This window comes from Streptomyces sp. NPDC029216 (assembly GCF_040648015.1).
GTDB lineage: Bacteria > Actinomycetota > Actinomycetes > Streptomycetales > Streptomycetaceae > Streptomyces.
Genome location: NZ_JBEZWL010000015.1, coordinates 1 through 22,430 on the forward strand (window position 1 = coordinate 1; position 22,430 = coordinate 22,430).

The 22,430-nt window shown below is 73.4% G+C and carries 18 protein-coding genes and 1 pseudogene; 7 read left to right on the forward strand and 12 right to left on the reverse strand.

Going from position 1 to position 22,430, the window contains the following annotated elements; translation table 11 throughout:
• The first annotated feature begins 238 nt into the window (after positions 1 to 238).
• On the forward strand, positions 239 to 1,408 hold the full coding sequence (locus tag AB0F18_RS08640) for an NlpC/P60 family protein (protein ID WP_362056392.1): 1,170 nt from the start codon (positions 239 to 241) through the stop codon (positions 1,406 to 1,408).
• Here the strand turns inward: AB0F18_RS08640 and AB0F18_RS08645 are convergent.
• Genes AB0F18_RS08645 through AB0F18_RS08665 form a run of 5 tightly spaced genes read right to left on the reverse strand, consistent with a single transcriptional unit; the run spans position 1,324 to position 7,592 of the window.
• A complete protein-coding gene (locus AB0F18_RS08645) occupies positions 1,324 to 2,622 on the reverse strand; it encodes a styrene monooxygenase/indole monooxygenase family protein (protein ID WP_362056394.1) in 1,299 nt (432 codons plus the stop codon). The two genes, AB0F18_RS08640 and AB0F18_RS08645, sit on opposite strands and share 85 nt — an antisense overlap.
• Positions 2,623 to 2,673: 51 nt before the next feature.
• A complete protein-coding gene (locus AB0F18_RS08650; RefSeq protein ID WP_362056396.1) occupies positions 2,674 to 3,327 on the reverse strand; it encodes an ATP/GTP-binding protein in 654 nt (217 codons plus the stop codon).
• Positions 3,308 to 3,691 carry a DUF742 domain-containing protein gene (locus AB0F18_RS08655; RefSeq protein ID WP_362056398.1) on the reverse strand — a complete coding sequence of 128 codons (384 nt, stop codon included), beginning with the start codon at positions 3,689 to 3,691 and terminating at the stop codon, positions 3,308 to 3,310. Before AB0F18_RS08655 ends, AB0F18_RS08650 begins: the two co-directional genes overlap by 20 nt.
• A complete protein-coding gene (locus AB0F18_RS08660; RefSeq protein WP_362056400.1) occupies positions 3,688 to 4,164 on the reverse strand; it encodes a roadblock/LC7 domain-containing protein in 477 nt (158 codons plus the stop codon). The genes AB0F18_RS08655 and AB0F18_RS08660 overlap by 4 nt, the downstream gene beginning before the upstream one ends.
• Complete coding sequence (locus tag AB0F18_RS08665; RefSeq protein WP_362056402.1) at positions 4,161 to 7,592, reverse strand: nitrate- and nitrite sensing domain-containing protein; 3,432 nt, start codon at positions 7,590 to 7,592, stop codon at positions 4,161 to 4,163. The genes AB0F18_RS08660 and AB0F18_RS08665 overlap by 4 nt, the downstream gene beginning before the upstream one ends.
• 347 nt (positions 7,593 to 7,939) lie before the next feature.
• Here AB0F18_RS08665 and AB0F18_RS08670 point away from each other — a divergent pair, with 347 nt between their 5' ends.
• Positions 7,940 to 8,713: a hypothetical protein gene (locus AB0F18_RS08670; protein WP_362056404.1), complete on the forward strand. Its 774-nt coding sequence runs from the start codon at positions 7,940 to 7,942 to the stop codon at positions 8,711 to 8,713.
• Between the two features lie 24 nt (positions 8,714 to 8,737).
• Here the strand turns inward: AB0F18_RS08670 and AB0F18_RS08675 are convergent, their stop codons facing one another.
• The 6 genes from AB0F18_RS08675 to AB0F18_RS08700 form a co-directional block, all read right to left on the reverse strand.
• Positions 8,738 to 9,178 carry a MarR family transcriptional regulator gene (locus AB0F18_RS08675; RefSeq protein WP_045950057.1) on the reverse strand — a complete coding sequence of 147 codons (441 nt, stop codon included), beginning with the start codon at positions 9,176 to 9,178 and terminating at the stop codon, positions 8,738 to 8,740.
• Between the two features lie 133 nt (positions 9,179 to 9,311).
• On the reverse strand, positions 9,312 to 11,708 hold the full coding sequence (gene lon / locus AB0F18_RS08680; protein ID WP_362056406.1) for an endopeptidase La: 2,397 nt from the start codon (positions 11,706 to 11,708) through the stop codon (positions 9,312 to 9,314).
• A gap of 146 nt (positions 11,709 to 11,854) precedes the next feature.
• A complete protein-coding gene (locus tag AB0F18_RS08685) occupies positions 11,855 to 12,607 on the reverse strand; it encodes a DUF4097 family beta strand repeat-containing protein (RefSeq protein ID WP_362056408.1) in 753 nt (250 codons plus the stop codon).
• 103 nt (positions 12,608 to 12,710) lie between these two features.
• Positions 12,711 to 13,547, reverse strand: coding sequence for a sulfurtransferase (locus AB0F18_RS08690; RefSeq protein ID WP_362056410.1), 837 nt, complete (start codon positions 13,545 to 13,547; stop codon positions 12,711 to 12,713).
• A 1,027-nt stretch (positions 13,548 to 14,574) separates the two neighbouring features.
• The gene (locus AB0F18_RS08695; RefSeq protein ID WP_362056411.1) at positions 14,575 to 15,057 is read right to left on the reverse strand and encodes an SHOCT domain-containing protein; all 483 of its coding nucleotides are present in this window, start codon (positions 15,055 to 15,057) and stop codon (positions 14,575 to 14,577) included.
• A gap of 49 nt (positions 15,058 to 15,106) precedes the next feature.
• Positions 15,107 to 15,496 (reverse strand): DUF6325 family protein, encoded by a 390-nt coding sequence (locus tag AB0F18_RS08700; RefSeq protein ID WP_362056413.1) that lies wholly within the window; start codon positions 15,494 to 15,496, stop codon positions 15,107 to 15,109.
• Positions 15,497 to 15,612: 116 nt separating this feature from the next.
• Here AB0F18_RS08700 and AB0F18_RS08705 point away from each other — a divergent pair, with 116 nt between their 5' ends.
• On the forward strand, positions 15,613 to 16,989 hold the full coding sequence (locus AB0F18_RS08705) for an FtsW/RodA/SpoVE family cell cycle protein (RefSeq protein ID WP_362056415.1): 1,377 nt from the start codon (positions 15,613 to 15,615) through the stop codon (positions 16,987 to 16,989).
• A 72-nt stretch (positions 16,990 to 17,061) separates the two neighbouring features.
• A complete protein-coding gene (locus tag AB0F18_RS08710; protein WP_362056417.1) occupies positions 17,062 to 18,522 on the forward strand; it encodes a penicillin-binding transpeptidase domain-containing protein in 1,461 nt (486 codons plus the stop codon).
• 66 nt (positions 18,523 to 18,588) lie between these two features.
• Here the strand turns inward: AB0F18_RS08710 and AB0F18_RS08715 are convergent, their stop codons facing one another.
• Positions 18,589 to 19,692, reverse strand: a complete 1,104-nt coding sequence (locus tag AB0F18_RS08715; protein WP_362056419.1) for a ferritin-like domain-containing protein — start codon at positions 19,690 to 19,692, stop codon at positions 18,589 to 18,591.
• A 177-nt stretch (positions 19,693 to 19,869) separates the two neighbouring features.
• On the opposite strand from AB0F18_RS08715, the pseudogene AB0F18_RS08720 reads away from it, so the two are divergent.
• From AB0F18_RS08720 to AB0F18_RS08730, 3 genes and pseudogenes are all read left to right on the forward strand, one after another.
• Positions 19,870 to 20,800, forward strand: a pseudogene (locus AB0F18_RS08720) (diiron oxygenase).
• A 38-nt stretch (positions 20,801 to 20,838) separates the two neighbouring features.
• Positions 20,839 to 21,576, forward strand: coding sequence for a helix-turn-helix domain-containing protein (locus AB0F18_RS08725; RefSeq protein ID WP_362056421.1), 738 nt, complete (start codon positions 20,839 to 20,841; stop codon positions 21,574 to 21,576).
• Between the two features lie 10 nt (positions 21,577 to 21,586).
• Positions 21,587 to 21,859, forward strand: a complete 273-nt coding sequence (locus tag AB0F18_RS08730) for a hypothetical protein (protein ID WP_362056423.1) — start codon at positions 21,587 to 21,589, stop codon at positions 21,857 to 21,859.
• Positions 21,860 to 22,430 lie beyond the last annotated feature (571 nt).

A 22,430-nucleotide genomic window follows, 5' to 3' on the forward strand; every position in this document is an offset into this window, starting at 1 on the left:
GACGCGACCGAAGGGAGCGCCCTTGACAGGCCGTCACGACACGGAAGGACAGTGGGACTGACGGGAAGCCCCCAGCACTTCTCCGAGACCGCCCAGCCGAAACCCCGCCACCCCCCGACCCCGACCCCGCCCCGCCGCCCAGCGCCCCCCCATCCGAGTGACCCCCCGCTCCCCCGCCGCCCCGGATCGCCGGTCGGGGCGTGCTCGCGTGGCAGCATCAGGCGGCGGAGGTGATTACATGACAAAACGACTGCTGCACGTCGCCTGTCTCGTCGTCGTGCTCGTCGCCGCCGGGCCCCCGCCCGTCGCGCGGGCCGAGCCCGTCGGGGAGTTGCTCACCCGGCTGCAGGGGCTGTACCAGAAGGCGGAGGAGGCCACCGAGACCTACAACGCCGCCGAGGCCGCCCTCAAGGCCCGCCAGGCGGAGGAGGAGAAGCTCACCACCGCCCTCGGCCGGGCCCGCTCCGTCCTCGACTCCGAGCGGGCCACCGCCGGGCGCCTCGCCCGGGAGCAGTACCAGGGCACCCACGGCGGCCTCTCCCCCTACCTCCGCATGCTGCTCTCCGGCGACCCCCAGCAGGCCCTCGACCAGCGGCGCCTCGCCGCCCGCGAGGGGGCCCGGCGGGCCGGGGTCGTGGCGCGGCTGGAGCGGGACCGGCAGGAGGCGGGTGCGCTGGCCGGCGCGGCCCGCAAGGCCCTCGAAGCCCAGCAGGCCCTCGCGGCGCGGCAGAAGGAGGCCCAGCGGGAGGTCGCCGGCCGGCTCAAGGAGGTCGAACGGCTGCTGGCCGGGCTGACCCCCGCCGAGCTCGCCGGGCTCGGGAAGCGGGAGGCGGCCGTCACCGCCGGGGCGCAGCGCCGGCTGCTGGACTCGGGCCGGCTGCCCGCCCGTACGACCCCGCCCACCGCCGAGGGCAGCGCCGCGCTCCGCTACGCCACCGCCCAGATCGGCAAGCCGTACGTGTGGGGGGCCGAGGGACCGGCCTCCTTCGACTGCTCCGGGCTGACCTCGCAGGCGTGGGAGCACGCCGGGCGGTCCATCCCCCGCACCAGCCAGGAGCAGTGGGCGCAGTTGCCCCGGGTTCCGCTGGAGCGGCTGCGTCCGGGGGACCTGGTGGTCTACTTCCCGAAGGCCACGCACGTGGCCCTGTACATCGGGGACGGCAAGGTGATCCAGGCACCCCGCCCGGGGGCCACCGTGAAGGTCTCCCCGATCGCGGCGAACCCGCTGCTGGGCGCGGTCCGCCCGGACCCGGACGGCGTCCCCCTGGCCCGTTTCACCCCGCCGCCGCTGCCCGAGGCCGCGGCGGCGGGGGACGACGCGGGCTACGACGCGGAGGAGGACCCCGCGACGTCAACGGCCTCGGCCGCCTCAACGGCCTCGGCCGCCTCGGCGACCTCCGTCAGGTAGTCCTCGGCGTCCTCCGGGTCGTAGAAGTACGCGTCGAAGTCGGCCGGGCTGTCGAAGCCGTTGGCGAATCGATCCGCCACCTGCTGGTACCGCCCGGCCGCCCCGATCAGGTTCAGTACGTGCTCCGGCGGGGTGCCCAGCATGGCGTTGGACCACTGGGTCACCGGCTTGCCGGTGGTGAACCAGTACTTGTCGAAGGTGGCCTTCATCCACGCCTCGTCGAACGGCCTGTCCCCGTGCATCAGGATCGACGAGAGGTAGGAGGCCGCGCACTTGGCCGCGGCGTTCGCGCCCTGCCCGGTGATCGGGTCGTTCGCGACGACCACGTCCGCCACACCCAGCACCAGCCCGCCGCCGGGCAGCCGTCCGATGGGCTTGCGCACGACGGGCGCGTAGCGGCCGGCCAGCGTGCCGCCCGCGTCCGTCAGTTCGGCCTTCTTCGCCCGCGCGTACTCCCACGGGACGAACTTCTCCATGAGCTCCAGCGTGAGCGCCAGGTGCTCGCCCGGGTCGTTCACGCCGCGGAAGACGTCCAGCGGCCCGCCCGGGATGCCCTCCCAGAACAGGATGTCCGCCCGCCCCGACGTGGTCAGCGTCGGCATCACGAACAGTTCGCCGACGCCCGGGACGAGGTTGCAGCGCACGGCCTCGGTCTCGGGGTGTTCGGGGCGCGGTGCGAGCCCGTGGACGTACGAGACAGCCAGCGCGCGCTGGGGGCTGTCGTACGGGGAGCGTGCCGCGTCCCGTCCGAACATCGAGACGAGCTCGCCCTTGCCGGCGGCGACGAGCACCAGTTCGTAGGCGCGGGAGAAGTAGTCGAGGTCGGCGACGGACGCGCCGTGGATGACCAGCTGTCCGCCCCGCTGCACGAACACGTCGAGCCAGCCGGCCATCTTGACGCGCTGGTCCACGGACTGCGCGTAGCCGTTCCTGAGGCGGCCGAGCCAGTCGACGGCGCGGCCGCCGTCGGGGGCGGCGACGGAGACGCCGAGGCCCTGGATCTTCGGGGCCTGCCGCTCCCAGAAGTTCAGCTGGAGGTCGCGCTCGTGCTGGAGGGCCGTGGGGAACATGCACTGTGTGGACATGACCCGCCCGGTGCGGATCTCGTCCGCCGTCCGGTTGGACATGAGGGTGACCTCGTAGCCCTTCGCCTGGAGGCCGAGGGCGAGCTGGAGGCCGGACTGCCCGGCCCCCACGACAAGTATCCTGCGCATCTCACGTTCTCAATCTGGGCGGTACGGACTACAGGGGCCGGCGGGCACGGACTACGCGGGCGTGGCGTCCAGCGCGTGGCCCACCAGGGTCAGCAGGGACTCGACGACCGTGTCCCGGCGCCGCGCGTCCATGATCACGACGGGGACGTCCGGCGGGATCGTGAGCGCCTCCCGTACGTCCTCCGGCTCGTACGACTTCGATCCCTCGAAGTGGTTGACGGCGACGGCGTACGGCAGCCCGCAGCTCTCGAAGTAGTCGAGGGCGGGGAAGCAGTCCCGCAGCCGGCGCGTGTCGGCCAGCACCAGGCCGCCGATGGCGCCGCGCACCAGGTCGTCCCACATGAACCAGAACCGCTCCTGGCCCGGGGTCCCGTACACGTACAGCACGAGGTCGTCGGCGAGGGTGATGCGGCCGAAGTCCATGGCGACGGTGGTCGTGTTCTTGTCCGGGGTCCCGGTCAGGTCGTCGGTGGGGACGCTGGCCTGGGTCATCACCGCCTCGGTGCGCAGCGGGGTGATCTCGGAGACGGAGGACACGAAGGTGGTCTTGCCGACGCCGAAGCCGCCCGCGACCAGCACCTTGACGGCGACGGGGGCGCGGGAGCGGTCGTACTGCCAGGGCTGGACGGGCTCGTCGTCCAGCAGGAGCGCGGTGTCCGGACCAGAGACGGCTCCAGAGGCGGCTTCAGAGACGGCGAAGGCCATCGAGCACCCTTTCCAGCAGCGCGCGGTCGGGGCGGCCGGTGCCGTGCCCGGTGCCGTAGACGCGGATCCGGCCCTGGTCGGCGAGGTCGCTGACGAGGACCCGGACCACGCCGAGCGGCAGCTTCAGCAGCGCGGATATCTCGGCGATGGTCCGCATGCGCCGGCACACCTCGACGATGGCCCGCATCTCGGGCATCCGGTCGGGCGTCTTGGCCGGTCCGGCGTCCAGGGTGGCGACGAAGGTCTCCACCAGCAGGACCTGGGTGAAGCGGGTGCGGCCGCCCGTGAGGGAGTACGGGCGGACGCGGGCGGGGCGCCGGTCGGCGCCGCGTATCGGCAGCCGGTCGGAGGCCGTACTCCTCACGGGGTGTTCTCCATCGACTGGCGCAGCTCGCTGCGGACTTCGGGGGTCAGGACGTGGCCGGCGCGGCCGACGAACAGGGCCATGTGGTAGGCGACGACGCCCATGTCGCAGTCGGGCGTGGCGTGGACGCCGAGCAGGGAGCCGTCGCTGATGGACATGACGAAGACGGAGCCGTTCTCCATCGCCACCATGGTCTGCTTGACCGCGCCGAACTCCATGAGGGCGGCGGCGCCGGTGGTGAGGCTGCCGAGCCCGGACACGATGGTGGCGAGGTCGGCCGAGGCCCCGCGGGGGCCCTTGGGCCGGTCCGCCTTGCCGGAGTCCGGTGCCTGCTCGGAGGAGAGCAGCAGCAGTCCGTCCGAGGAGACGACGGCCACGGAGTTGACCCCGGGCACCTCCTCCACCAGGTCGGTCAGCAGCCACTGCAGGTTGCGGGCCTGGCTGCTCAGTCCGTACGTACTGGGCGCGGTCATGTGCGTGCCTCCTGTGCGGTGTCCCCCTGGTCGGTGTGTCCCTGCCCGTGGGCCTCCCGGGCCCCCGGTCCCCCCGGGTCCTGTGCCAGTTCGGCGGCGACGACCCGGCGTCCGTCCTGGGCGCCCTGGTAGAACCCGCCGAGACGGCGGCGCAGTTCCTCGGCGTCGACCCGGCGCGGCTCGGGGCGGGCCGCGGCGGGACGTCCGGCGCCGGGGGCGGCCACGGCGCGCGGGGTGCGCTTGGGGAGCCCCTTGACGGTGACGGCTTCGGTGCCGGGCTCGGGGTGGCTGCCCTGGCGGGGGACGAAGCCGCCCTCCGCGTCGGGCGCCCGCCGGTGTCCGCCCTGGTCGGCGTCGGCCTGTTCGCGGCGCGGCAGCCGTGCCTTGCGTACGGGGCCACCGGGCGCGGTGCCTGCCTCCCCGGCGGCGTCCCCCTGTGCGGGGTCGGTCACCGTGAAGGCGTCCGCATCGGCGTCGGCCACGATCCGGGCGAGGAGTTCCTCCTCGGGACCGGCCCCGCCCGGCGCCTCCGCGGCGGGGGCGGGCACCGTGAAGACCTGCTCCGCGGGCGGCGGCGCCGCCTCCTCGGAGCCGGCCGTCGGCTCGGGCACGACCCGGGCCTGCGGTTCCTCGGCGGGTGTCTCGGTGTCGGGCGCCGGCGCGGCGGAGGTGTCCGCCTCGGGCTCGAACGCCTCGGCGAGGGTCACCACGCGGGCCGGCTGGTCCTCGTCGGCGGCCGCGGGCTCCCCGGCCGGGTCGGCCACGGGGGGCTGCGGTGCGGCGGCGTCCGGTGCCGGGGCGGTGAAGACCTGGTCGGCCGGGGGCAGCTGGGCGTCCTCGAAGGTCACGGGCGCGGACTGCGCGCGGCCGTGTGCGGCGGGGGCGTCGAAGGCTCCGGCCCCGAAGGCCTCGGCCACCAGGGAGGCGGCGTCGAAGGAGTCGCCCCCGTCGGTCTCGGCGTCACCGTCCTCGGACTCGGCACCGACCGCCTCAGGCGCGGCGGCCCCGTGCTCGTCGGCTCCGGCTTCGGCAGCCTCGACCGTGTCGGCTCCGGCTTCGGCAGCCTCGGCGTCGTGGCCCGAGGCATCCTCGGCCCCTATGGCCTCGTGCTCGGCGGTGTCGGCCGTGTCGGCGGCGTTCGCGTCGGGCTCGGCGGTGTCGTCGGACTCGGCGTCGAAGGCCTCGGCCAGGGTGACCACCTTGGCGGCCTCGCCGGGGGCCGGCGTGCCCGCCGCGGGCACCCGCAGCCGCGGCGGGAGGGTGTGCTCGTTCGCCTCGGCGACCACGCCGGGCAGCTGGAGCGCGGGCACGCCCGAGGCGCCCAGGCTGTGGACCGGGGAGGCCGGCGGGGCGTCCGGCAGCAGCGCGGCCGGGATGACGACCAGGGCCTCGGTGCCGCCGTGGGCGGCGGTGCGCAGCTCGGCGGTGACGCCGTGGCGCGCCGCGAGCCGTCCGGCGACGTACAGGCCGAGGCCCAGGCCGTGTTCGGCCTCGGGCTCCTCGTCGTAGGCCTCGGGGGTGGAGAGGCGGGAGTTCAGGGAGTCGAGCCGGTCCCCGGTGACGCCGATGCCCTCGTCGACGACGGACAGCACCACGTCGCCGGCGTCGGTGATCAGGCCGGAGACCTTCACCTTGGCTTCCGGCGGCGAGAAGGTGGTGGCGTTCTCCAGGAGCTCGGCGACGACGTGCGAGATGTCGTCGGCGGCGTGCCCGGCGACCTGGGTGTAGGAGGGCAGGGTGGTGAGGTCGACGCGCTCGTAGCGCTCGATCTCACTGACGGCGGCGCGCATGACGTCGACCAGCGGCACCGGCAGGCTCTGCCCGTGGCCGTGCTCCTGCCCGGCGAGGACCAGCAGGTTCTCGTTGTGGCGGCGCATGACCGTGGCGAGGTGGTCCAGCTTGAAGAGGGTGGCGAGGCGGTCCGGGTCGCCTTCCTTGGACTCCAGCTCCTCGATGACCGCGAGCTGGCGTTCGACCAGGCCGAGGGTGCGCAACGAGAGGGAGACCGAGGTGGTCGACATGATGCGGCGGTGCTCCTCCAGCCCCGCGCGCAGCTCGGCGAGCTCCTTCTCCAGTTCCTGGCGGCTGGAGACGAGCTCCTGCTCCAGTTCCTCGCGGCTGGAGGCCAGCTCCTTCTGCAGGGCCTCGCGGCCGGAGGAGAGGGCCTCGTTGCGGCCGATGAGCCGGGTCCGGTCGGCGTCCATGCCGGCGATCTTGGTGTGCAGGGCGACGGTCTGGTCGCGGACCGCGTTGAGGTGGCGGACCACCTCGGCGAACTCGTCGTTGCGGCCGGTGAAGCGCACGGGCTCCTGGGAGCCCTCGGGCGTCGCGAGCCGTTCGGCACCGCGGCGCAGTACGGACAGGGGCCGGGTCAGGGAGCGGGCGACTCCGGTGGAGAAGCCGATGACGAAGAGGAAGAGGACGCCGAGTGCGGCGACCATCAGCTCCAGGCGGGTCACGTCGTCGTCGCGCAGGGTGGCGAGGGCGGTGGCCCGCTGGCCAGCGAGGGTGGCCTCGACGGAGCGCATGCGGTCGATCCGGGCGGTGAGCGCCGAGGCGACGGCGCCCGGCTCGGTGGCCTTGCGTTCGGCGGGGGTCAGCGTGGGGCGCTCGGTGAGCCGCTTGAGCTGGTCCTCGGCGGTCTTGACCTCCGGGCCGGTGACGGTGGCGGCGAGGGTCTGCCGTACATCGGGGCGGGCGGCCCGCGTGAAGTCGTCGAGGGCGGCCTGTTCGCGGACGCGGGAGCGCTGCGCCGCGGCGCTGAGCTCGTCGGCGACGGCACTGTTCGGGGGCTGTTCGGCGCGGGGGACGGCCAGCGAGGCGAGCAGCAGGCCGCGGGTGGCGGAGGCCTGGTCCACGGCCTGGCCCAGCGGGGCCATGGGGCGGGTGACGGCGAGTGCGGCCTCGGCGCGCGGCGGGGTGAGCTCGGCGAGCCGGTCGCCGGGCGCGAGGAGTTCGGTGATGACGCCGGCGTAGGCCTGCTGTGCGGCCACGGCGGTGCCCTTGCCGTCGAGGGCCTCGGCGCGGACGGCCTTGATGCGGCCGAGGGCGCGGGCGAGGTCCTCGTCGGCCTCCGGGCGGAGTTCGGCCAGCTGCCGGTCGGTGCGCGTGGTGCGCTCGTCGACGGGTGCCTTGGCGTTGCCGGGCCGGCCCTTGGCCACGTACTCGACGACGGCGTCGCGCTCGTCGCCGAGGAGGTGGACGAGGGTGAGGGCGTGCTGTGTCTGCTCGGCGAGGGTGACGAGTCGCTGGGAGTCGTTCAGTTCCCTCGATGCGGAGACAACGGCGGGGGTGCCGGCCGCGAGGACAGTGAGTCCGGCGACTGCTACTCCGACCACCAGCCTGCTGCGGACGCGTACGCGTCGTCCTGCGTTGGCGGGTCCGTCGGCGCTGGCGGTGCCGTTCTTCCGAGACCGCTTTTTCTGCACCGGTGCTCGCAATCCTGTACGTGAGGTCGTGCTCGTCTACTCGTGTGGCCGAGGTAACGGCCGGTCAACAAGTAAACGCCCCCTGCCCCCTCGTACCGCCTCAGACCTTCGCAGTGTGTTGGGAGGAGAGCCGCACATCGCCCACCCGGCCACTCGAAGGAGTGAACATCACGGAGGAGTGGCCGACCAACTCGGGCACGGCCTGCCAGAGGCCCTCCGTGGACGGGTGGTTGAAAGATCGAGGCGGGCTTTGGCAATATGCCCGCCCACATTTACCGGGAGTACCCCTTCCGCCGCTGGTACGGACCTGATCGGCCCCCGGGTGCTCCGGTGGGCAGAATGTCCGCATGCGCATCGACCTCGCCTCGGCCCCCGGCAGTGCGGAACGCCCCAACGAGGACTGGGTGTCGGCGTCGACACCTGCGGCGGGAGGGGGTGTTGTGGTCGTCCTGGACGGGGTCACTCCGCCCCGCGGGAACGACGGCTGTTCGCACGGAGTGCCCTGGTTCTCCACCCGGCTGGGTGGCCGATTGACCGAACTGTCCGGATCGCGGCGGGACATGCCCCTCGACCGGATCCTGGCGCGGGCCATCGAGGACACCGCCGACACCCACCGTGACACCTGTGACCTTTCTCACGTCCGCACCCCGCAGGCGACGGTGGTGATCGCCCGCTGGGACGAGGCCTGCGTGGAGCACCTCGTGCTCTCGGACTCCGTGCTCCTGCTGCGGACGCCCGGCGGCGAGGTCACGGCGGTGCGCGACGACCGGCTGGACCGGATCCCACCCGGGGTGCGCGGCTCGGTGGCGGAGACGGACGCGCTGCGCAACGCCGACGGGGGCTTCTTCACGGCGGCCGCGGACCCGTCCGTCGCGGCCCGGGCGGTCACCGGGCGCACCCCGCGCCACCGGGTGGGGGCGCTGGCCGCGCTGACGGACGGGGCGAGCCGGTGGACGGACACGTTCGGGCAGGGCGACTGGGCGGCCTGCCTGGACGTGCTGCGCCACGAGGGGCCGCGGGGGCTGATCGGGCGGGTCCGGGCCATCGAGTCCGATCAGCTGCACCTGCCGGCCCGGCACAAGCGGCACGACGACGCCTCGGCGGTGTACGCGGAGCTGTGAGGCCCCCGCTCCCGCCGGGGCCCGCTACTCCTCGCCGGAGTTCAGCTGGTTGAGCAGCCGGGCCAGCTCGGCGACCTCGCCGCGGTCCCAGTCGGCCAGCTTGCGCATGTACTGCTCGCGGCGGGCCCCCCGTACGCGCAGGAACCGCTCGCGGCCCTCGTCGGTGAGGCCGACGAGGAAGGCGCGGCCGTCGGCGGGGTCCGGCTCGCGGGCCACCAGGCCCAGGACCTCCAGGGCGCGCAGCTGGCGGCTCATGGTGGCCTTGCCGACGCCGAAGTAGGCGGCCAGCTCGGTGGCCCGCTGGCGGCCGGCGGCCTCCAGCCGGACGAGCAGCCCGTACGCGGCGGGCTCCAGCTCCGGGTGCAGGGCGCGGGCCATCTCGCCCGAGGAGGCCCGGGCGCGCCGGAGGAAGACGGACAGCTCCCGCTCCAGAGCGAGGAACTCCTGGTCTTCGCTGCCGTGCACGTGCCGCTCCCCTCGATGGTGGGGTGCGAGCCTGGCACCCCTGTACGAGTCCAGTATTTCGCAGGGCGCGTGCCGGAGGCCCGGGGCCCCGCCGATGGGGGGCTGCGGGCCTCCGGCGATGCTGCCGTACTGGTCAGGCGGCCTTGGTGAAGGAGATCGCCGCCGGGGCGAGGGCGAGCTCCAGCACCTGGCGCACGTCGGTCACCGGGTGCACCTCCAGCCCCTCCAGCACCTCGCTGGGCACGTCGTCCAGGTCGGCCTCGTTGCGCTTGGGGATGATCACGGTGGTCAGTCCGGCCCGGTGCGCGGCGAGCAGCTTCTGCTTGACCCCGCCGATGGGCAGCACCCGCCCGGTCAGCGAGACCTCACCGGTCATGGCCACGTCCGTGCGGACCTGGCGGCCGGAGAGCAGGGAGGCCAGCGCGGTGGTCATGGTGATGCCCGCGCTCGGGCCGTCCTTGGGGACGGCGCCCGCCGGGAAGTGGATGTGCACGCCCCGGTCCTTCAGGTCGGCGACCGGGAGCTCCAGCTCCGCGCCGTGCGAGCGCAGGAAGCTGAGCGCGATCTGCGCCGACTCCTTCATGACGTCGCCCAGCTGCCCGGTCAGGGTCAGCCCGGCTGCGCCCGTCTCCGGGTCGGCCAGGGAGGCCTCGACGAAGAGCACGTCGCCGCCGGCGCCGGTCACGGCGAGGCCGGTGGCCACGCCCGGGACGGCCGTCCGCCGCTCCGCCGGGTCCTGGGCGGACTCGGGCACGTGGTGCGGGCGGCCGATCAGGCCGCGCAGCTCGCCCGCGCCGATGGTGAACGGGAACTCCCGCTCGCCCAGTTCGTGCTGCGAGGCCACCTTGCGCAGCAGCCGCGCGATGGACCGCTCCAGGGTGCGCACGCCCGCCTCGCGGGTGTACTCCCCCGCGAGCCTGCGCAGGGCGTCCTCGCCCAGGACCACCTCCTCGGCGGTCAGCCCGGCGCGCTCCAGCTGGCGGGGCAGCAGGTGGTCGCGGGCGATGACGACCTTCTCGTCCTCGGTGTAGCCGTCGAGGCGGACGAGCTCCATCCGGTCGGCCAGGGCCTCGGGGATGGCCTCCAGGACGTTCGCCGTGGCCAGGAAGACCACGTCGCTCAGGTCGAGCTCGACCTCCAGGTAGTGGTCGCGGAAGGTGTGGTTCTGCGCCGGGTCCAGGACCTCCAGCAGGGCCGCGGCCGGGTCGCCGCGGAAGTCGGAGCCGACCTTGTCGATCTCGTCGAGGAGCACGACCGGGTTCATCGACCCGGCCTCCTTGATCGCCCGCACGATCCGGCCGGGCAGGGCTCCCACGTACGTCCGCCGGTGGCCGCGGATCTCGGCCTCGTCCCGCACGCCGCCGAGGGCCACGCGCACGAACTTCCGTCCCATGGCGTGGGCCACGCTCTCCCCGAGCGAGGTCTTGCCGACTCCGGGGGGCCCGACCAGCGCCAGGACGGCACCGCCGCGCCGCCCGCCGATGACGCCCATCCCCCGCTCGCCGCGCCGCTTGCGCACGGCGAGGTACTCGGTGATGCGGTCCTTCACGTCGTTCAGCCCGGCGTGCTCGGCGTCGAGCACGGCCCGCGCGCCCTGGATGTCGTACGCGTCCTCGGTGTGCTCGTTCCAGGGGAGCTCCAGGACGGTGTCCAGCCAGGTGCGGATCCAGGAGCCCTCGGGGCTCTGGTCACTGGCCCGCTCCAGCTTGTCGACCTCCTTGAGCGCGGCCTCGCGGACCTTCTCGGGCAGGTCGGCGGCCTCGACGCGGGCGCGGTAGTCGTCGGACTCCTCGCCCTCCTTCTCCCCGCCCAGCTCGCGCAGCTCCTTGCGGACGGCCTCCAGCTGGCGGCGCAGCAGGAACTCGCGCTGCTGCTTCTCCACGCCGTCCTGGACGTCCTTGGCGATGGACTCGGCGACGTCCTGCTCGGCGAGGTGGTCGCTGAGCGCCTTGACGGCGAGCCGCAGCCGGGCGACCGGGTCGATGGTCTCCAGCAGCTCCACCTTCTGGGCCACGCTCAGGAACGGCGAGTACCCGGAGTTGTCGGCCAGCGCCGAAACCCCCTCGATCTGCTGCACCCGGTCCACGACCTGCCAGGCGCCGCGCTTCTTGAGCCAGCTGGTGGCGAGGGCCTTGTACTCCTTGACGAGCTCGGCGACCGCCCCGGGCAGCGGGTCGGGCACCTTCTCGTCGACGGTCTCCCCCTCGACCCAGAGCGCCGCCCCGGGCCCGGTGGTCCCGGCGCCGATCCGGACGCGCCCGCGTCCGCGGATCAGCGCCCCGGGATCGCCGTCGGAGAGCCGCCCCACCTGCTCGACGGTCCCCAGCACACCGATCCCGGCGTACTTCCCGTCGACCCGCGGCACGAGCAGCACCCGGGGCTTCCCGCTCCCGCGCGCCGCCTGCGCGGCCTCGACGGCTCCGCGCACCTCGGCGTCGGACAGGTCCAGCGGGACGACCATCCCGGGCAGCACGACCTCGTCGTCGAGCGGCAGCACGGGCAGGGTGAGCGGTACGGACGTCGAAGCCATGATCTTCCCTCCGGCAGTGAAGTTGAGCTATGCCGACTCAATGCTTCTGCGTCCGGCAATGTTCCCCAACCGCCGTTCGCCGGGGGCGAACAGACCTGCCGCGGTCGGCGTAGCCCACGACGCCACGACAGGCGTACGACGCGCCGTCAGCCCTGGGACGCCGAGAGGCGGATGTCGCCCGAGGACGTACGGACCGTCATGCGCGAGGAGGCGCCCGGGCTGTCGTTCAGGGCGACCTCGCGGGTCCCGGAGGCGGTGGAGAGGGACAGCGCGTACGGAGCCTGCGGGGCCGTCACGCGGACGTCGCCGGAGCTGGTGGTGACGGACACCGAGGCCGGGGCCTTCGCGAAGCCGGCCTCGACGTCCCCGGAGCTGGCCCGGAACTCGGCCTCGGCCCCTTCCAGACCGGCGGCGGTGATCCGGCCCGAGGCCGTACGGACCTTCACCGGCCCCGAGATCCGCTCGGCCCGCACGTCGCCGGACTCCGAGGTCAGGTCGGCCCGGGCGACGCCCGTCACCGTGATGTCGCCGCTGCTGCTGCCGATCCGCACCCTGGCCGCCGCCGGGACCTCCAGGCGGTAGTCGATCCAGCAGTCGTCGTCGCAGCCGTCGCTGAAGGTCAGCACCCCGCCCGACACCCGCTGCCCGGGGGCGGGCTCGCCGCCGCCCCGGTAGTGGACCACCCGGCGGACCGTCACCCCGGGGCCGGAGCCCGGGGTGACCTCGACGTCACCCCTGCGGACACCGGTCAGCTCCACCGCCGTGACCGCCTCCGTGACGGTGGCGTCGGCGTCGGCGGTCTTCACCGGGCCCACCTCCGTCAGGGCGCATCCGGACAGCAGCAGGGCGGCCCCGAGAGCGGTGGCGGCGAGGCGGGTTGACGTGGTGTGAGGTGCCATGCCGACGAGTCTGCCGGGCGGGGGACGACGGCGCGCGGGTGCAGGCATCCCAAGCGGGGGTGTAGTTAACCCCACCCCCGCCGCCGCCGCGCCGGGCGCCGGCTCAGCCCCCGGTCACCACCGGGCGCTCCGAGGGCATGCCCCACTCGCTCCACGAGCCGTCGTACACCGCGGTCTCCCCGTACCCGGCCAGGGTCGCCCCCAGCGCGAGCACGCAGGCCGTGACCCCGGAACCGCAGCTGAAGTAGAGCCGCTCCCGCTCCCCCGCCAACGCCTCGAAGGCCGCGCGGAGTTCCCCGGCCGGCCGCATCAGCCCGTCCGGCCCCTGGAGCGCGCCGAACGGCAGGTTCAGCGCGCCCGGCATGTGCCCGCCGCGCAGCCCCGGCCGGGGCTCCGGGGCGGTACCGGCGAACCGCTCCCGGGTCCGGGCGTCGAGCACGGCGGCGGCCGGGTCGGCCAGGGCCGCGGCGACGGCGTCGGCGTCCACGAGCAGCCCCGGGCGCGGCCGGGCGGTGAAGGATCCGCGCGGCCCGTCGTACGCGGCGGGGCGGTCCTCGACGGGGAGCCCGGCGGCGGCCCAGGCGGGCAGCCCGCCGTCCAGCACGGCGGCACGGTCGAAGCCCATGGCGCGCAGCATCCACCAGGCGCGGGCACTGGAGTAGACCCCGGCGGCGTCGTACACGACCACGGTGTCACCGTCGTGGACCCCGAGCCCCCGCAGGGCCTCCTCGAACGCCTCCGCCGTGGGCATGGTGTGCGGGGCGGGGGCGGTGTGGTCGGACAGCACCCCGTCCAGATCGAAGGGCCGCGCCCCGGCAATCCGCCCGGCGGCACCCCGGTGCGCCCCGACGGAGGCGTCGAACACGACGACCTGGGCGTGGTGTCGGGCCAGCCAGTCGGGGGCGACGAGGGGGGCGGGGAGTTGCGGGGCGGGGGGCATGGGGGCTCCGGGGGTGGGGGGTGGGGCGGGGTCGGGGGGTGGCGGGGTTTCAGCTGGGCGGTCTCAGAGAAGGGTTGGGGTTTTCCCGTCAGTCTCATCGTCCTTCCGCGTCGGGCCGGCCTGTCAAGGGCGCTCCTTCGTCGCGTCGCTTCGCGATCGCCTGCGGCGACCCTTGACAGACCGTCCCGCCACGGAAAAACGAAGACTGCCGGGAAAACCCCAAAAGAACGGGACGGTTGTTCATTGACCATCCGGCTCCCTCAGGGATGAGGCGAGCAGACCGGGCCCGGCAGACCGGGCATACGGCCCCTCCAGACCCCTGATTCGGGGCCAGGGGCCGCCCGACGCCCCAGATCGCTACGCGCTGCCCGTATTTCGGCGTCCGGCGACCGTCTGGGGCCGATACCCGCACCCAAGGACGATGAAATCGTCCTCCGGGCCCGCCAGGCGCATCAGATCGCTACGCGCTCCCCATTTCTCGGCGTCCGGCGGCCGTCTTGGGCTTGTACCTGCACCACAGGACGACAGGGACGTCATCCCGGCCCAGGACGGCCGTCGGACGCTGGGCAAAGAGGAGCGCGTAGCGATCTGGCGCGCAAGGGGAATCCGGAGACCCTCCTGATCGTCCTTGGGTGCGGGTATCGGCCTCAGACGGGCGGCGGACGCCGAAATCTGGGCAGCGCGTAGCGATCTGGGGCGTGGGTTGCCCCTGGGCCCGGATCAGGATCTGGAGGGGCCGGATGCCCGGCGAGGCGGACCCGGTCTGCTCGTCTGATCGCTGAGGGAGCCGGATGGTCAATGAACAACCGTCCCGTTTCTTTGGGGTTTTCCCGGCAGTCTTTGTCGTTTCGTGGCGGGGCGGTCTGTCAAGGGTCGCCGCAGGCGATCGCGAAGCGACGCGACGAAGGAGCGCCCTTGACAGGCCGTCCCGCCACGGAAGGACGATGAGACTGACGGGAAAACCCCAACCCCTCTCTGAGACCGCCCCACCGAAACCCCGCCCACCCCCGACCCCGCCCAACCCCCCTCACCCCTCCAGCAGCCGCGCCTTGGCCCGCGTGAACTCCTCCGGGGTCAGGAGGCCCTCCCGGGCCAGGTCGGCCAGTTGGGTGAGCTCCGACACCAGGATCCCGTGCTGCTGGGACGGCTGTGGGGCGCGGGGTGGCTGCCCGGGCTGCTCCGGGGGTGGCCAGCCGGCCGGTCTCGCCATCGCGTCGGCCTCGTCCGCAGCCTCCGCCAGGCCCGCCATCCCCGCCGCTCCCGCCCTGCCCGCCCGGCCCGCCGCCTCGGCCAGGGCCTCGGCCTCGTCCTCCGCGAAGGCCTCCGCCAGAGCCTCCTCCGGGCTCTCGCCCAGCTCCTCACCCCAGCCCTCGTCCCTCCCCTCGCCCGCGTCCACCTCCTGGGACCACTCCGCCGCCCCCGCGGCCCTGCGCAGCAGACCGCGCAGCAGGGGGTGGCCCGGCGGCCGGTGCGCCGCCGCCACCGTCACGTTCACAGGCCGGATGAACATCAGACCACCTCCACCAGCTCGGCCACCCGATCCGCCGGCACAACGAACATCAGGCCACCTCCACCCGCTCCGCCGGGATCCGGACCGAGCCCACGATCCGCCCGCCCGCCGCCCGTACCGCCACCGCCGCGTCCTGCGCCCATACGTGTTCCACGACCAGCAGCAGCGCACAGCTGCCCCGGTCCAGGAGCTCCGCCGCCTCCCGCACGTCCTCCGGGCCGATCAGCCGGGCCACATCACGGCCCGCCAGGAGGCCGCGCAGCTCCACGAACTCGTCGAACTCCGCCGCCAGGACCTCCCCCGCCGCCGTCTTCGTCGTGACGAGGCCGTCGATGAGGCGCACCACCCCGGTCTTGCGCAGTCCCATCACGGCTTCGACCGCCGGGACCCGGAGCTGTTCCTCCGGGAAGGCGAGGACGATGAATTCCACAGGTCCCATAAGGCTTCGCTCCGGCTTCGGCTCCCGGTCGTGGCGATTCCGACCGTTTCTGACGACTCTTCGGCAGACTATGGCATAACCGGACATAGGGGCGTCTGGCTTGCTACGTTTCCCGTATGCCGCCGCCCCCGCCCCCGCCAGCCCTGACGGCGAAGGTGACGGAGCCCGAGCCCGCACCGCCCCCACCCCCCGGCGCCCGCGCCCCCAAGCGCCGCGGCATCGAGCTGACCCTCCTCGCCGGAGCCGTGCTGATCTCCGTCATGGGGCACGCCTACGTGGGCCTCGCCGCCGGCGTGCCGACCCCGACCGCCCGCTACGCCGCCGGGCTGGCCGTCGCCGCGCTGCTCGCGCACCTCGCCGTGCGCATCCGGGCCCCGTACGCCGATCCGCTCCTGCTCCCCATCGCCGTCCTGCTCAACGGCCTCGGCCTCGTGCTCATCGAGCGGCTCGACCTCGCCACGCCGGGCGAGGCCGGGGCGGGGGACCAGCTGCGGTGGTCGGGGCTCGGGGTGGGGCTGTTCGCCCTGGTGGTCGTCGGGCTGCGCGACCACCGCGTGCTCCAGCGGTACGCCTACCTCTCCGTCACCGCCGCCCTCGCGCTGATGCTCGTCCCCGTGTTCTTCCCGGCCGTCAACGGCGCCCACATCTGGATCCGCTTCGCCGGGCTCTCCTTCCAGCCCGGTGAGTTCGCCAAGATCCTGCTCGCCGTCTTCTTCGCCTCCTACCTGGCCGCCAACCGCACCGCCCTCGCCCTCACGGGCCGCCGGCTCTTGTGGAAACTCCGCCTCCTGCCCGGCCGCGTCCTCGGGCCGATCCTCACGATCTGGCTGCTCAGCGTGGGGGTGCTCGTCCTGGAGCGGGACCTCGGCACCTCGCTCCTCTTCTTCGGCCTCTTCGTGATCATGCTGTTCACCGCCACCGGCCGGATCGGCTGGATCGCCGTCGGGCTGCTGCTCGCCGCCCTCGGCGCGTACGCCGTCGGCACCCTGGAACCGCACGTCCACAGCCGCGTCCAGGACTGGATGAATCCTTTCGCCTCCATCGAGCGCGGCGAGGGCCCCGGCCAGCTCGCCCAGTCCCTCTTCGCCTTCGCCGCCGGCGGGCTCCTCGGCGCCGGCCTCGGCCACGGCCACTCCTTCCTCATCGGCTTCGCCGCCAAATCGGACTTCGTCCTCGCCACCGCGGGCGAGGAGCTCGGCCTCGTCGGACTGACCGCCCTCCTGATCCTCTACGGGCTCCTCGTCTCCCGCGGCTTCCGCGCCGGCCTCGCGCTCCGCGACCCCTTCGGGCGGCTGCTCGCCACCGGGCTGGCCTCGATCGTCGCGCTCCAGGTCTTCGTCATCGCGGGCGGCGTCACCGGCCTGATCCCGCTCACCGGCATGGCCATGCCCTTCCTGGCCCAGGGCGGCTCCTCCGTCGTCACCAACTGGATCATCGTCGCGCTGCTGGTCCGGCTCAGCGACAGCGCCCGCGGCACCGGGGCGGCGCCATGAAGCCGCCCCCCACGGCGCGGCAGCCCCAGGACCCCCACCCCCACCCCCACCCATCCACCCCGGAGCCGCCGGATGATCCGCTACATCCGCTGGTGCGCCTACTTCTGCCTCCTGCTCCTCGCCGCCCTCCTCGTCAACGTGGCCCGCGTGCAGGTCTGGGAGTCCGCCGCCTACGGGGCGAACCCGGCCAACAAGCGCCCCGCCATCGAGCGCTACGCCCAGCCGCGCGGCAACCTCCTCGTCGACGGCCGCCCCGTCACCGGCTCCCGTGACAGCGGCCAGCTGCTGCGCTACGAGCGGACCTACACGGACGGCCCCCTCTACGCGCCCGTCACCGGCTTCTCCTCCCAGACGTACGGGACCAGCTTCGCCGAGCGCGCCGAGGACGCCGTCCTCTCCGGCACCGACCCGGGGCTCTCCGCGTTCCCCCTCTGGTACGACCTCTCGCGCGGCCGCCCCGACGGCGGTGACGCCGCCACCACCCTGCGCGCCGCCGTGCAGCGGGCCGCGTACCGGGGGCTCGGCGGCAAGCGCGGGGCGGTGGCCGCGCTGGAGCCGGCGACTGGGCGGATCCTGGCCCTGGTCAGCAGCCCCTCGTACGACCCGGGCCTGCTCTCCGGCACCGGTACGAAGGTCAAGGCGGCCTGGGCGCGGCTGAACGCGGACCCCGCCAAGCCGATGCTCAACCGGGCGCTGCGCGAGACCTATCCGCCGGGCTCCACCTTCAAGATCGTGACGGCGGCCGCCGCCCTGGACGCGGGGGTGGTCACCGACGTGGACGCCCCCACCCGGACCCCGGACCCGTATCCCCTCCCCGGCACCAGCACCCTGCTGCCGAACGCGGGCACGGGCTGCGAGGACGCCTCGATGGCGGAGGCGGTGCAGTGGTCCTGCAACACGGTGATGGCCAAGATCGGGGTGCAGGTGGGGCTGCGCGGGATGGTGGCGGCGGCGGGCCGGTTCGGCTTCAACGACGAGGAGCTGCGGGTGCCCTCGTGGGTGTCCCGGTCAAACTTCGACACCGACATGAGCCCGGACCAGCTGGCGCTGTCCTCGATCGGGCAGTTCAACACCAAGGCCACGCCCTTGCAGATGGCGATGGTGGCGGCGGCGGTGGCCAACGGCGGCGAGATCCAGACCCCCTATCTGGTGGACCGTACGACCCGCCGGGACGGCGCCCTGGTCCGGCGCTCCGGCCCGCGCACCCTGGGCCGGGCCATGAGCCCGGGTACGGCCCTGAGGCTGCAGGAGCTGATGGTGAAGGTGGTGGAGGAGGGCACCGGGCGCAACGCGGCGGTCCCGGGTGCGCGGGTCGGCGGCAAGACCGGCACCGCGCAGCACGGGGTGGGCAACGCCGGGACCCCGTACGCCTGGTTCATCGGCTGGGCGGCCGCGGAGGGTGCGCCGCAGCCCGCGGTGGCGGTGGCGGTGGTGGTCGAGGACGCCTCGGCGGTGCGCGGGGACATCAGCGGCAACGGCGCGGCGGCCCCGATCGCCCGGGCGGTGATGGAGGCGGCGCTGCCCCGTCGCTGAAGCCGGGCCCGTCGTCGTGTGGCCGGCCTGAGCCCCCTGCCCGGCTACCCCTCTGCCCGGTTACCCCTACCCCCGGCCCTCCCGGATGGCCGCCTCCACCTCCGCCACCCGCTCCCGCTCCTCGTCCGCGAAGCGCTCGCGGTCGAGGGCCTCGGCGATCTCCTCGTCCTGGGTCATCAGCAGGTCGAGGTTGGAGTCGCCCATCTCGAAGACGCCCATGTCCAGGTACGCCTTCTGCAGCCGCTCGCCCCACAGCCCGATGTCCTTCACGCACGGCACGATCCGGCTGAACAGCAGCCTGCGGAACAGGTGCAGGAACTCCGACTGCTCGGAGAACTCCTCCGCCTCCCGCCGCGGGATGCCGAAGTTCTCCAGCACCTCCACCCCGCGCAGCCGGTCCCGCATCAGGTAGCAGCCCTCGATGACGAACTCCTCGCGCTCGCGCAGCTCGGCGTCCGTCAGCTGGCGGTAGTAGTCGCGCAGGGCCATCCGTCCGAAGGCCACGTGCCGGGCCTCGTCCTGCATCACGTACGCGAGGATCTGCTTGGGCAGCGGCTTGTCCGTCGTATCGCGGATCATCCCGAACGCGGCCAGCGCCAGCCCCTCGATGAGCACCTGCATGCCCAGGTACGGCATGTCCCAGCGGGAGTCGCGCAGGGTGTCGCCGAGCAGCCCCTGGAGGCTGTCGTTGACCGGGTAGAGCATCCCGACCTTCTCGTGCAGGAAGCGCGTGAAGATCTCGGCGTGCCGGGCCTCGTCCATGGTCTGGGTGGCGGAGTAGAACTTGGCGTCCAGGTCCGGCACGGACTCCACGATGCGCGCCGCGCACACCATCGCGCCCTGCTCGCCGTGCAGGAACTGGCTGAAGTTCCAGGCGGCGTAGTGGCGGCGCAGGTCGCCCTTGTCCCGTTCGGTCAGCTTGGCCCAGTGCCGGGTGCCGTAGAGGGTCTGCACCTCGTCGGGGGTGCCCAGCGGGTCGTACGGGTCCACCTCGATGTCCCAGTCGATGCGCTTGGCGCCGTCCCACTGCTTGTCCTTGCCCTTCTGGTAGAGCGCGAGGAGGCGTTCGCGGCCCTCGTCGTACTCCCAGCTGAAGCGGGCTGCGCCGGTGGCGGGGATCTGCCAGACGCCCTCGCCCGGGGCCGTGGTGTAGAGCTCGTGCGTCGACACTGACGCCTCCTCGTCTCACGTGCTGCCGTACTGCCGTACAGGACTGGACAGTTGGCAGCGTCACACGTTGGTAGACACGGGGTCAACAAGTCGCGCGCGAGGGATTGACGGCCTTGCTGACAAGCAGTCTTATAAGAGCTGACCGCTGGTAACCCGACCGCCGAGGGGCCCGAAGCCATGACGACCGTGACGCAGCGAGCCGCGCTGAGGGATGCCCTCGGCCTCCTCAAGGACCGCGAGCAGATCGCCGAACGCCTCCTCGAATCCTCCGCCAAGCACTCCTTCGACCCCGACGCGGAACTCGACTGGGAGGCCCCGCCGATCGACGGGAAGTACTACTGGCCGCCCGAGCTGCTCTCCCTCTACGACACCCCGCTGTGGAAGAAGATGGGGGAGGAGCAGCGCATCGAACTCTCCCGCCACGAGGCCGCCGCCCTCGCCTCGCTCGGCATCTGGTTCGAGATCATCCTCATGCAGCTGCTCGTCCGGCACATCTACGACAAGCCGCTGACCAGCAATCACGTCCGCTACGCCCTCACCGAGATCGCCGACGAGTGCCGCCACTCGATGATGTTCGCCCCGCATGATCCAGACGGGCGGCGCCCCCGCCTACCCGGTCTCCCGCGCCAACCACAACCTCGCCCGCATCCTGAAGACCGTCTCCACCACCCCCGGCTCCTTCGCCTGCACCCTCCTCGGCGAGGAGATCCTCGACTGGATGCAGCGCCTGACCTTCCCCGACGAGCGCATCCAGCCCCTGGTCCGCGGAGTGACCCGCATCCACGTCATCGAGGAGGCCCGGCACGTCCGCTACGCCCGCGAGGAGCTGCGCCGCCAGATGCTCACCGCCCCGCGCTGGGAGCGCGAGCTCACCCGGATCAGCTGCGGCGAGGCCGCCCGCGTCTTCTCCCTCGCCTTCGTGAACCCGGCCGTCTACGACAACGTCGGCCTCGACCGGCGCGAGGCCGTCGCCCAGGTCAAGGCGAGCGGACACCGCCGGGAGGTCATGCAGACCGGAGCCAAGCGGCTCACCGACTTCCTCGACGACATCGGCGTCCTGCGAGGGGCGGGCCGGCGCCTGTGGAAGAGCTCGGGCCTCCTCGCGTAAGCGCCCCGCGAGCCGCACCGGACGTCTACGCTGCGGACATGACCGTACGCGCCGTACGCACCGTACGTGCCTACCGCCGACTGAGCGTCGAGGAGCGGCGAGCCCAACTCCTCGACGCGGCCCTGTCGCTGTTCGCGCACCGGGCGCCGGAAGAGATCTCCCTCGACGACGTCGCGGAGGCCGCGGGGGTCTCGCGGCCGCTGGTCTACCGCTACTTCCCGGGCGGCAAACAGCAGCTGTACGAGGCCGCCCTGCGCTCGGCGGCGGACGTCCTCGAACTCTGCTTCGCCGAACCCCGGACCGGCCCGCTCACGGGCCGCCTGTCCCGGGTCCTCGACCGCTACCTGGCCTTCGTCGACGAACACGACGCCGGCTTCGCCGCCCTCCTCCAGGGCGGCAGCGTCGTGGAGACCTCCCGCACCACCGCCACGGTCGACGGCATCCGCCGCGCGGCCGCCGAGCAGATCCTCCTCCACCTGGAGGTCCCGGCCCCGGGGCCCGGACCCCGGCTGCGGATGATGGTCCGCACCTGGATCACGGCGGTCGAGGCGGCCTCCCTGATCTGGCTGGACGAGGGCAAACAGCCGGACGCCGGCACCCTCCGGGACTGGCTGGTCGACCAGTTCATCGCCCTCCTGACCGCCACCGCCGCCACGGACCCCGAAACGGCCTCCGCCGCCCGCGCGGCCCTCACCCTGGAACACGCGGACGGCCCGGCGGGCCTCCTCGCCCGACGCGTGATCCCCGTGGTCTCCGAAGCCGCCCACCTGCTGTGACACTGGTGGGGTGAGAAGCGAACCGACCCCCTTCGAGGGCGGCCCGATGGACGGCCGGGTCCTCCCGATCCTCCTGGGCCCGACGGGCCACCCGCCGAAGTGGTACGAGATCCCGGTCCCGGCGGCGGACGGCGGGCCGCCGACGGTGCTGCTGTACGAGCGGGTGCCGTCGGGGTATACGAAGCGGCTGGGCCTGCAGAAGGGGTGGAAGTACGCGTACTGCCCTACGGGGGAGAGGCCGAAGCTGCGGTGGCCTTGGAGGAAGGGGCTGCGGGGGGAGTGAGGGCTTGGGGGGGAGAGGAGGTCCAGGAGGTCCGGGTTTCGGTGGGGCGGTCTCAGGGAGGGGTTGGGGCTTTCCCGTCAGTCTCATCGTCCTTCCGTGGCGGGACGGCCCGTCAAGGGCGCTCCCTTCGGTCGCGTCGCTTCGCGATGGCCTTCGGCCACCCTTGACAGACCGCCCCGCCACGAAAAGCCGAAGACTGCCGGGAAACCCCCAAAGGAACGGGACGGTTGTTCATTGACGAATCGGCTCCCTCAGCGAGCAGGCGGGCGGGCCGGGGCCGGCAGACCGGGCATCCGGCTCCTTCAGATCCTGATTCGGGACCAGGGGCCGCTGCAGATCGCTACGCGCTGCTCTCGTCTCGGCGTCCGGCGGCCGTCTGGGGCTGATATCCGCAGCTGAGGACGATGGGATGGTTCTCCGGGTTCGTGGGGCGCGTCAGATCGCTGCGCGCTGCTCTCGTCTCGGCGTCCGGCGGTCGTCTGGGGCTGATATCCGCAGCTGAGGACGATGGGATGGTTCTCCGGGTTCGTGGGGCGCGTCAGATCGCTGCGCGCTGCTCTCGTCTCGGCGT

Coding starts and splice junctions, on each gene's coding strand:
- AB0F18_RS08660 (WP_362056400.1), bottom strand. CDS start 4,164: ATGACCGCGCCCAGTACGTACGGACTGAGCAGCCAGGCCCGCAACCTG.
- AB0F18_RS08710 (WP_362056417.1), top strand. CDS start 17,062: ATGATCCGCTACATCCGCTGGTGCGCCTACTTCTGCCTCCTGCTCCTC.
- AB0F18_RS08650 (WP_362056396.1), bottom strand. CDS start 3,327: ATGGCCTTCGCCGTCTCTGAAGCCGCCTCTGGAGCCGTCTCTGGTCCG.
- AB0F18_RS08685 (WP_362056408.1), bottom strand. CDS start 12,607: ATGGCACCTCACACCACGTCAACCCGCCTCGCCGCCACCGCTCTCGGG.
- AB0F18_RS08705 (WP_362056415.1), top strand. CDS start 15,613: ATGCCGCCGCCCCCGCCCCCGCCAGCCCTGACGGCGAAGGTGACGGAG.
- AB0F18_RS08640 (WP_362056392.1), top strand. CDS start 239: ATGACAAAACGACTGCTGCACGTCGCCTGTCTCGTCGTCGTGCTCGTC.
- AB0F18_RS08690 (WP_362056410.1), bottom strand. CDS start 13,547: ATGCCCCCCGCCCCGCAACTCCCCGCCCCCCTCGTCGCCCCCGACTGG.
- lon (WP_362056406.1), bottom strand. CDS start 11,708: ATGGCTTCGACGTCCGTACCGCTCACCCTGCCCGTGCTGCCGCTCGAC.
- AB0F18_RS08725 (WP_362056421.1), top strand. CDS start 20,839: ATGACCGTACGCGCCGTACGCACCGTACGTGCCTACCGCCGACTGAGC.
- AB0F18_RS08670 (WP_362056404.1), top strand. CDS start 7,940: ATGCGCATCGACCTCGCCTCGGCCCCCGGCAGTGCGGAACGCCCCAAC.
- AB0F18_RS08700 (WP_362056413.1), bottom strand. CDS start 15,496: ATGGGACCTGTGGAATTCATCGTCCTCGCCTTCCCGGAGGAACAGCTC.
- AB0F18_RS08645 (WP_362056394.1), bottom strand. CDS start 2,622: ATGCGCAGGATACTTGTCGTGGGGGCCGGGCAGTCCGGCCTCCAGCTC.
- AB0F18_RS08695 (WP_362056411.1), bottom strand. CDS start 15,057: ATGTTCATCCGGCCTGTGAACGTGACGGTGGCGGCGGCGCACCGGCCG.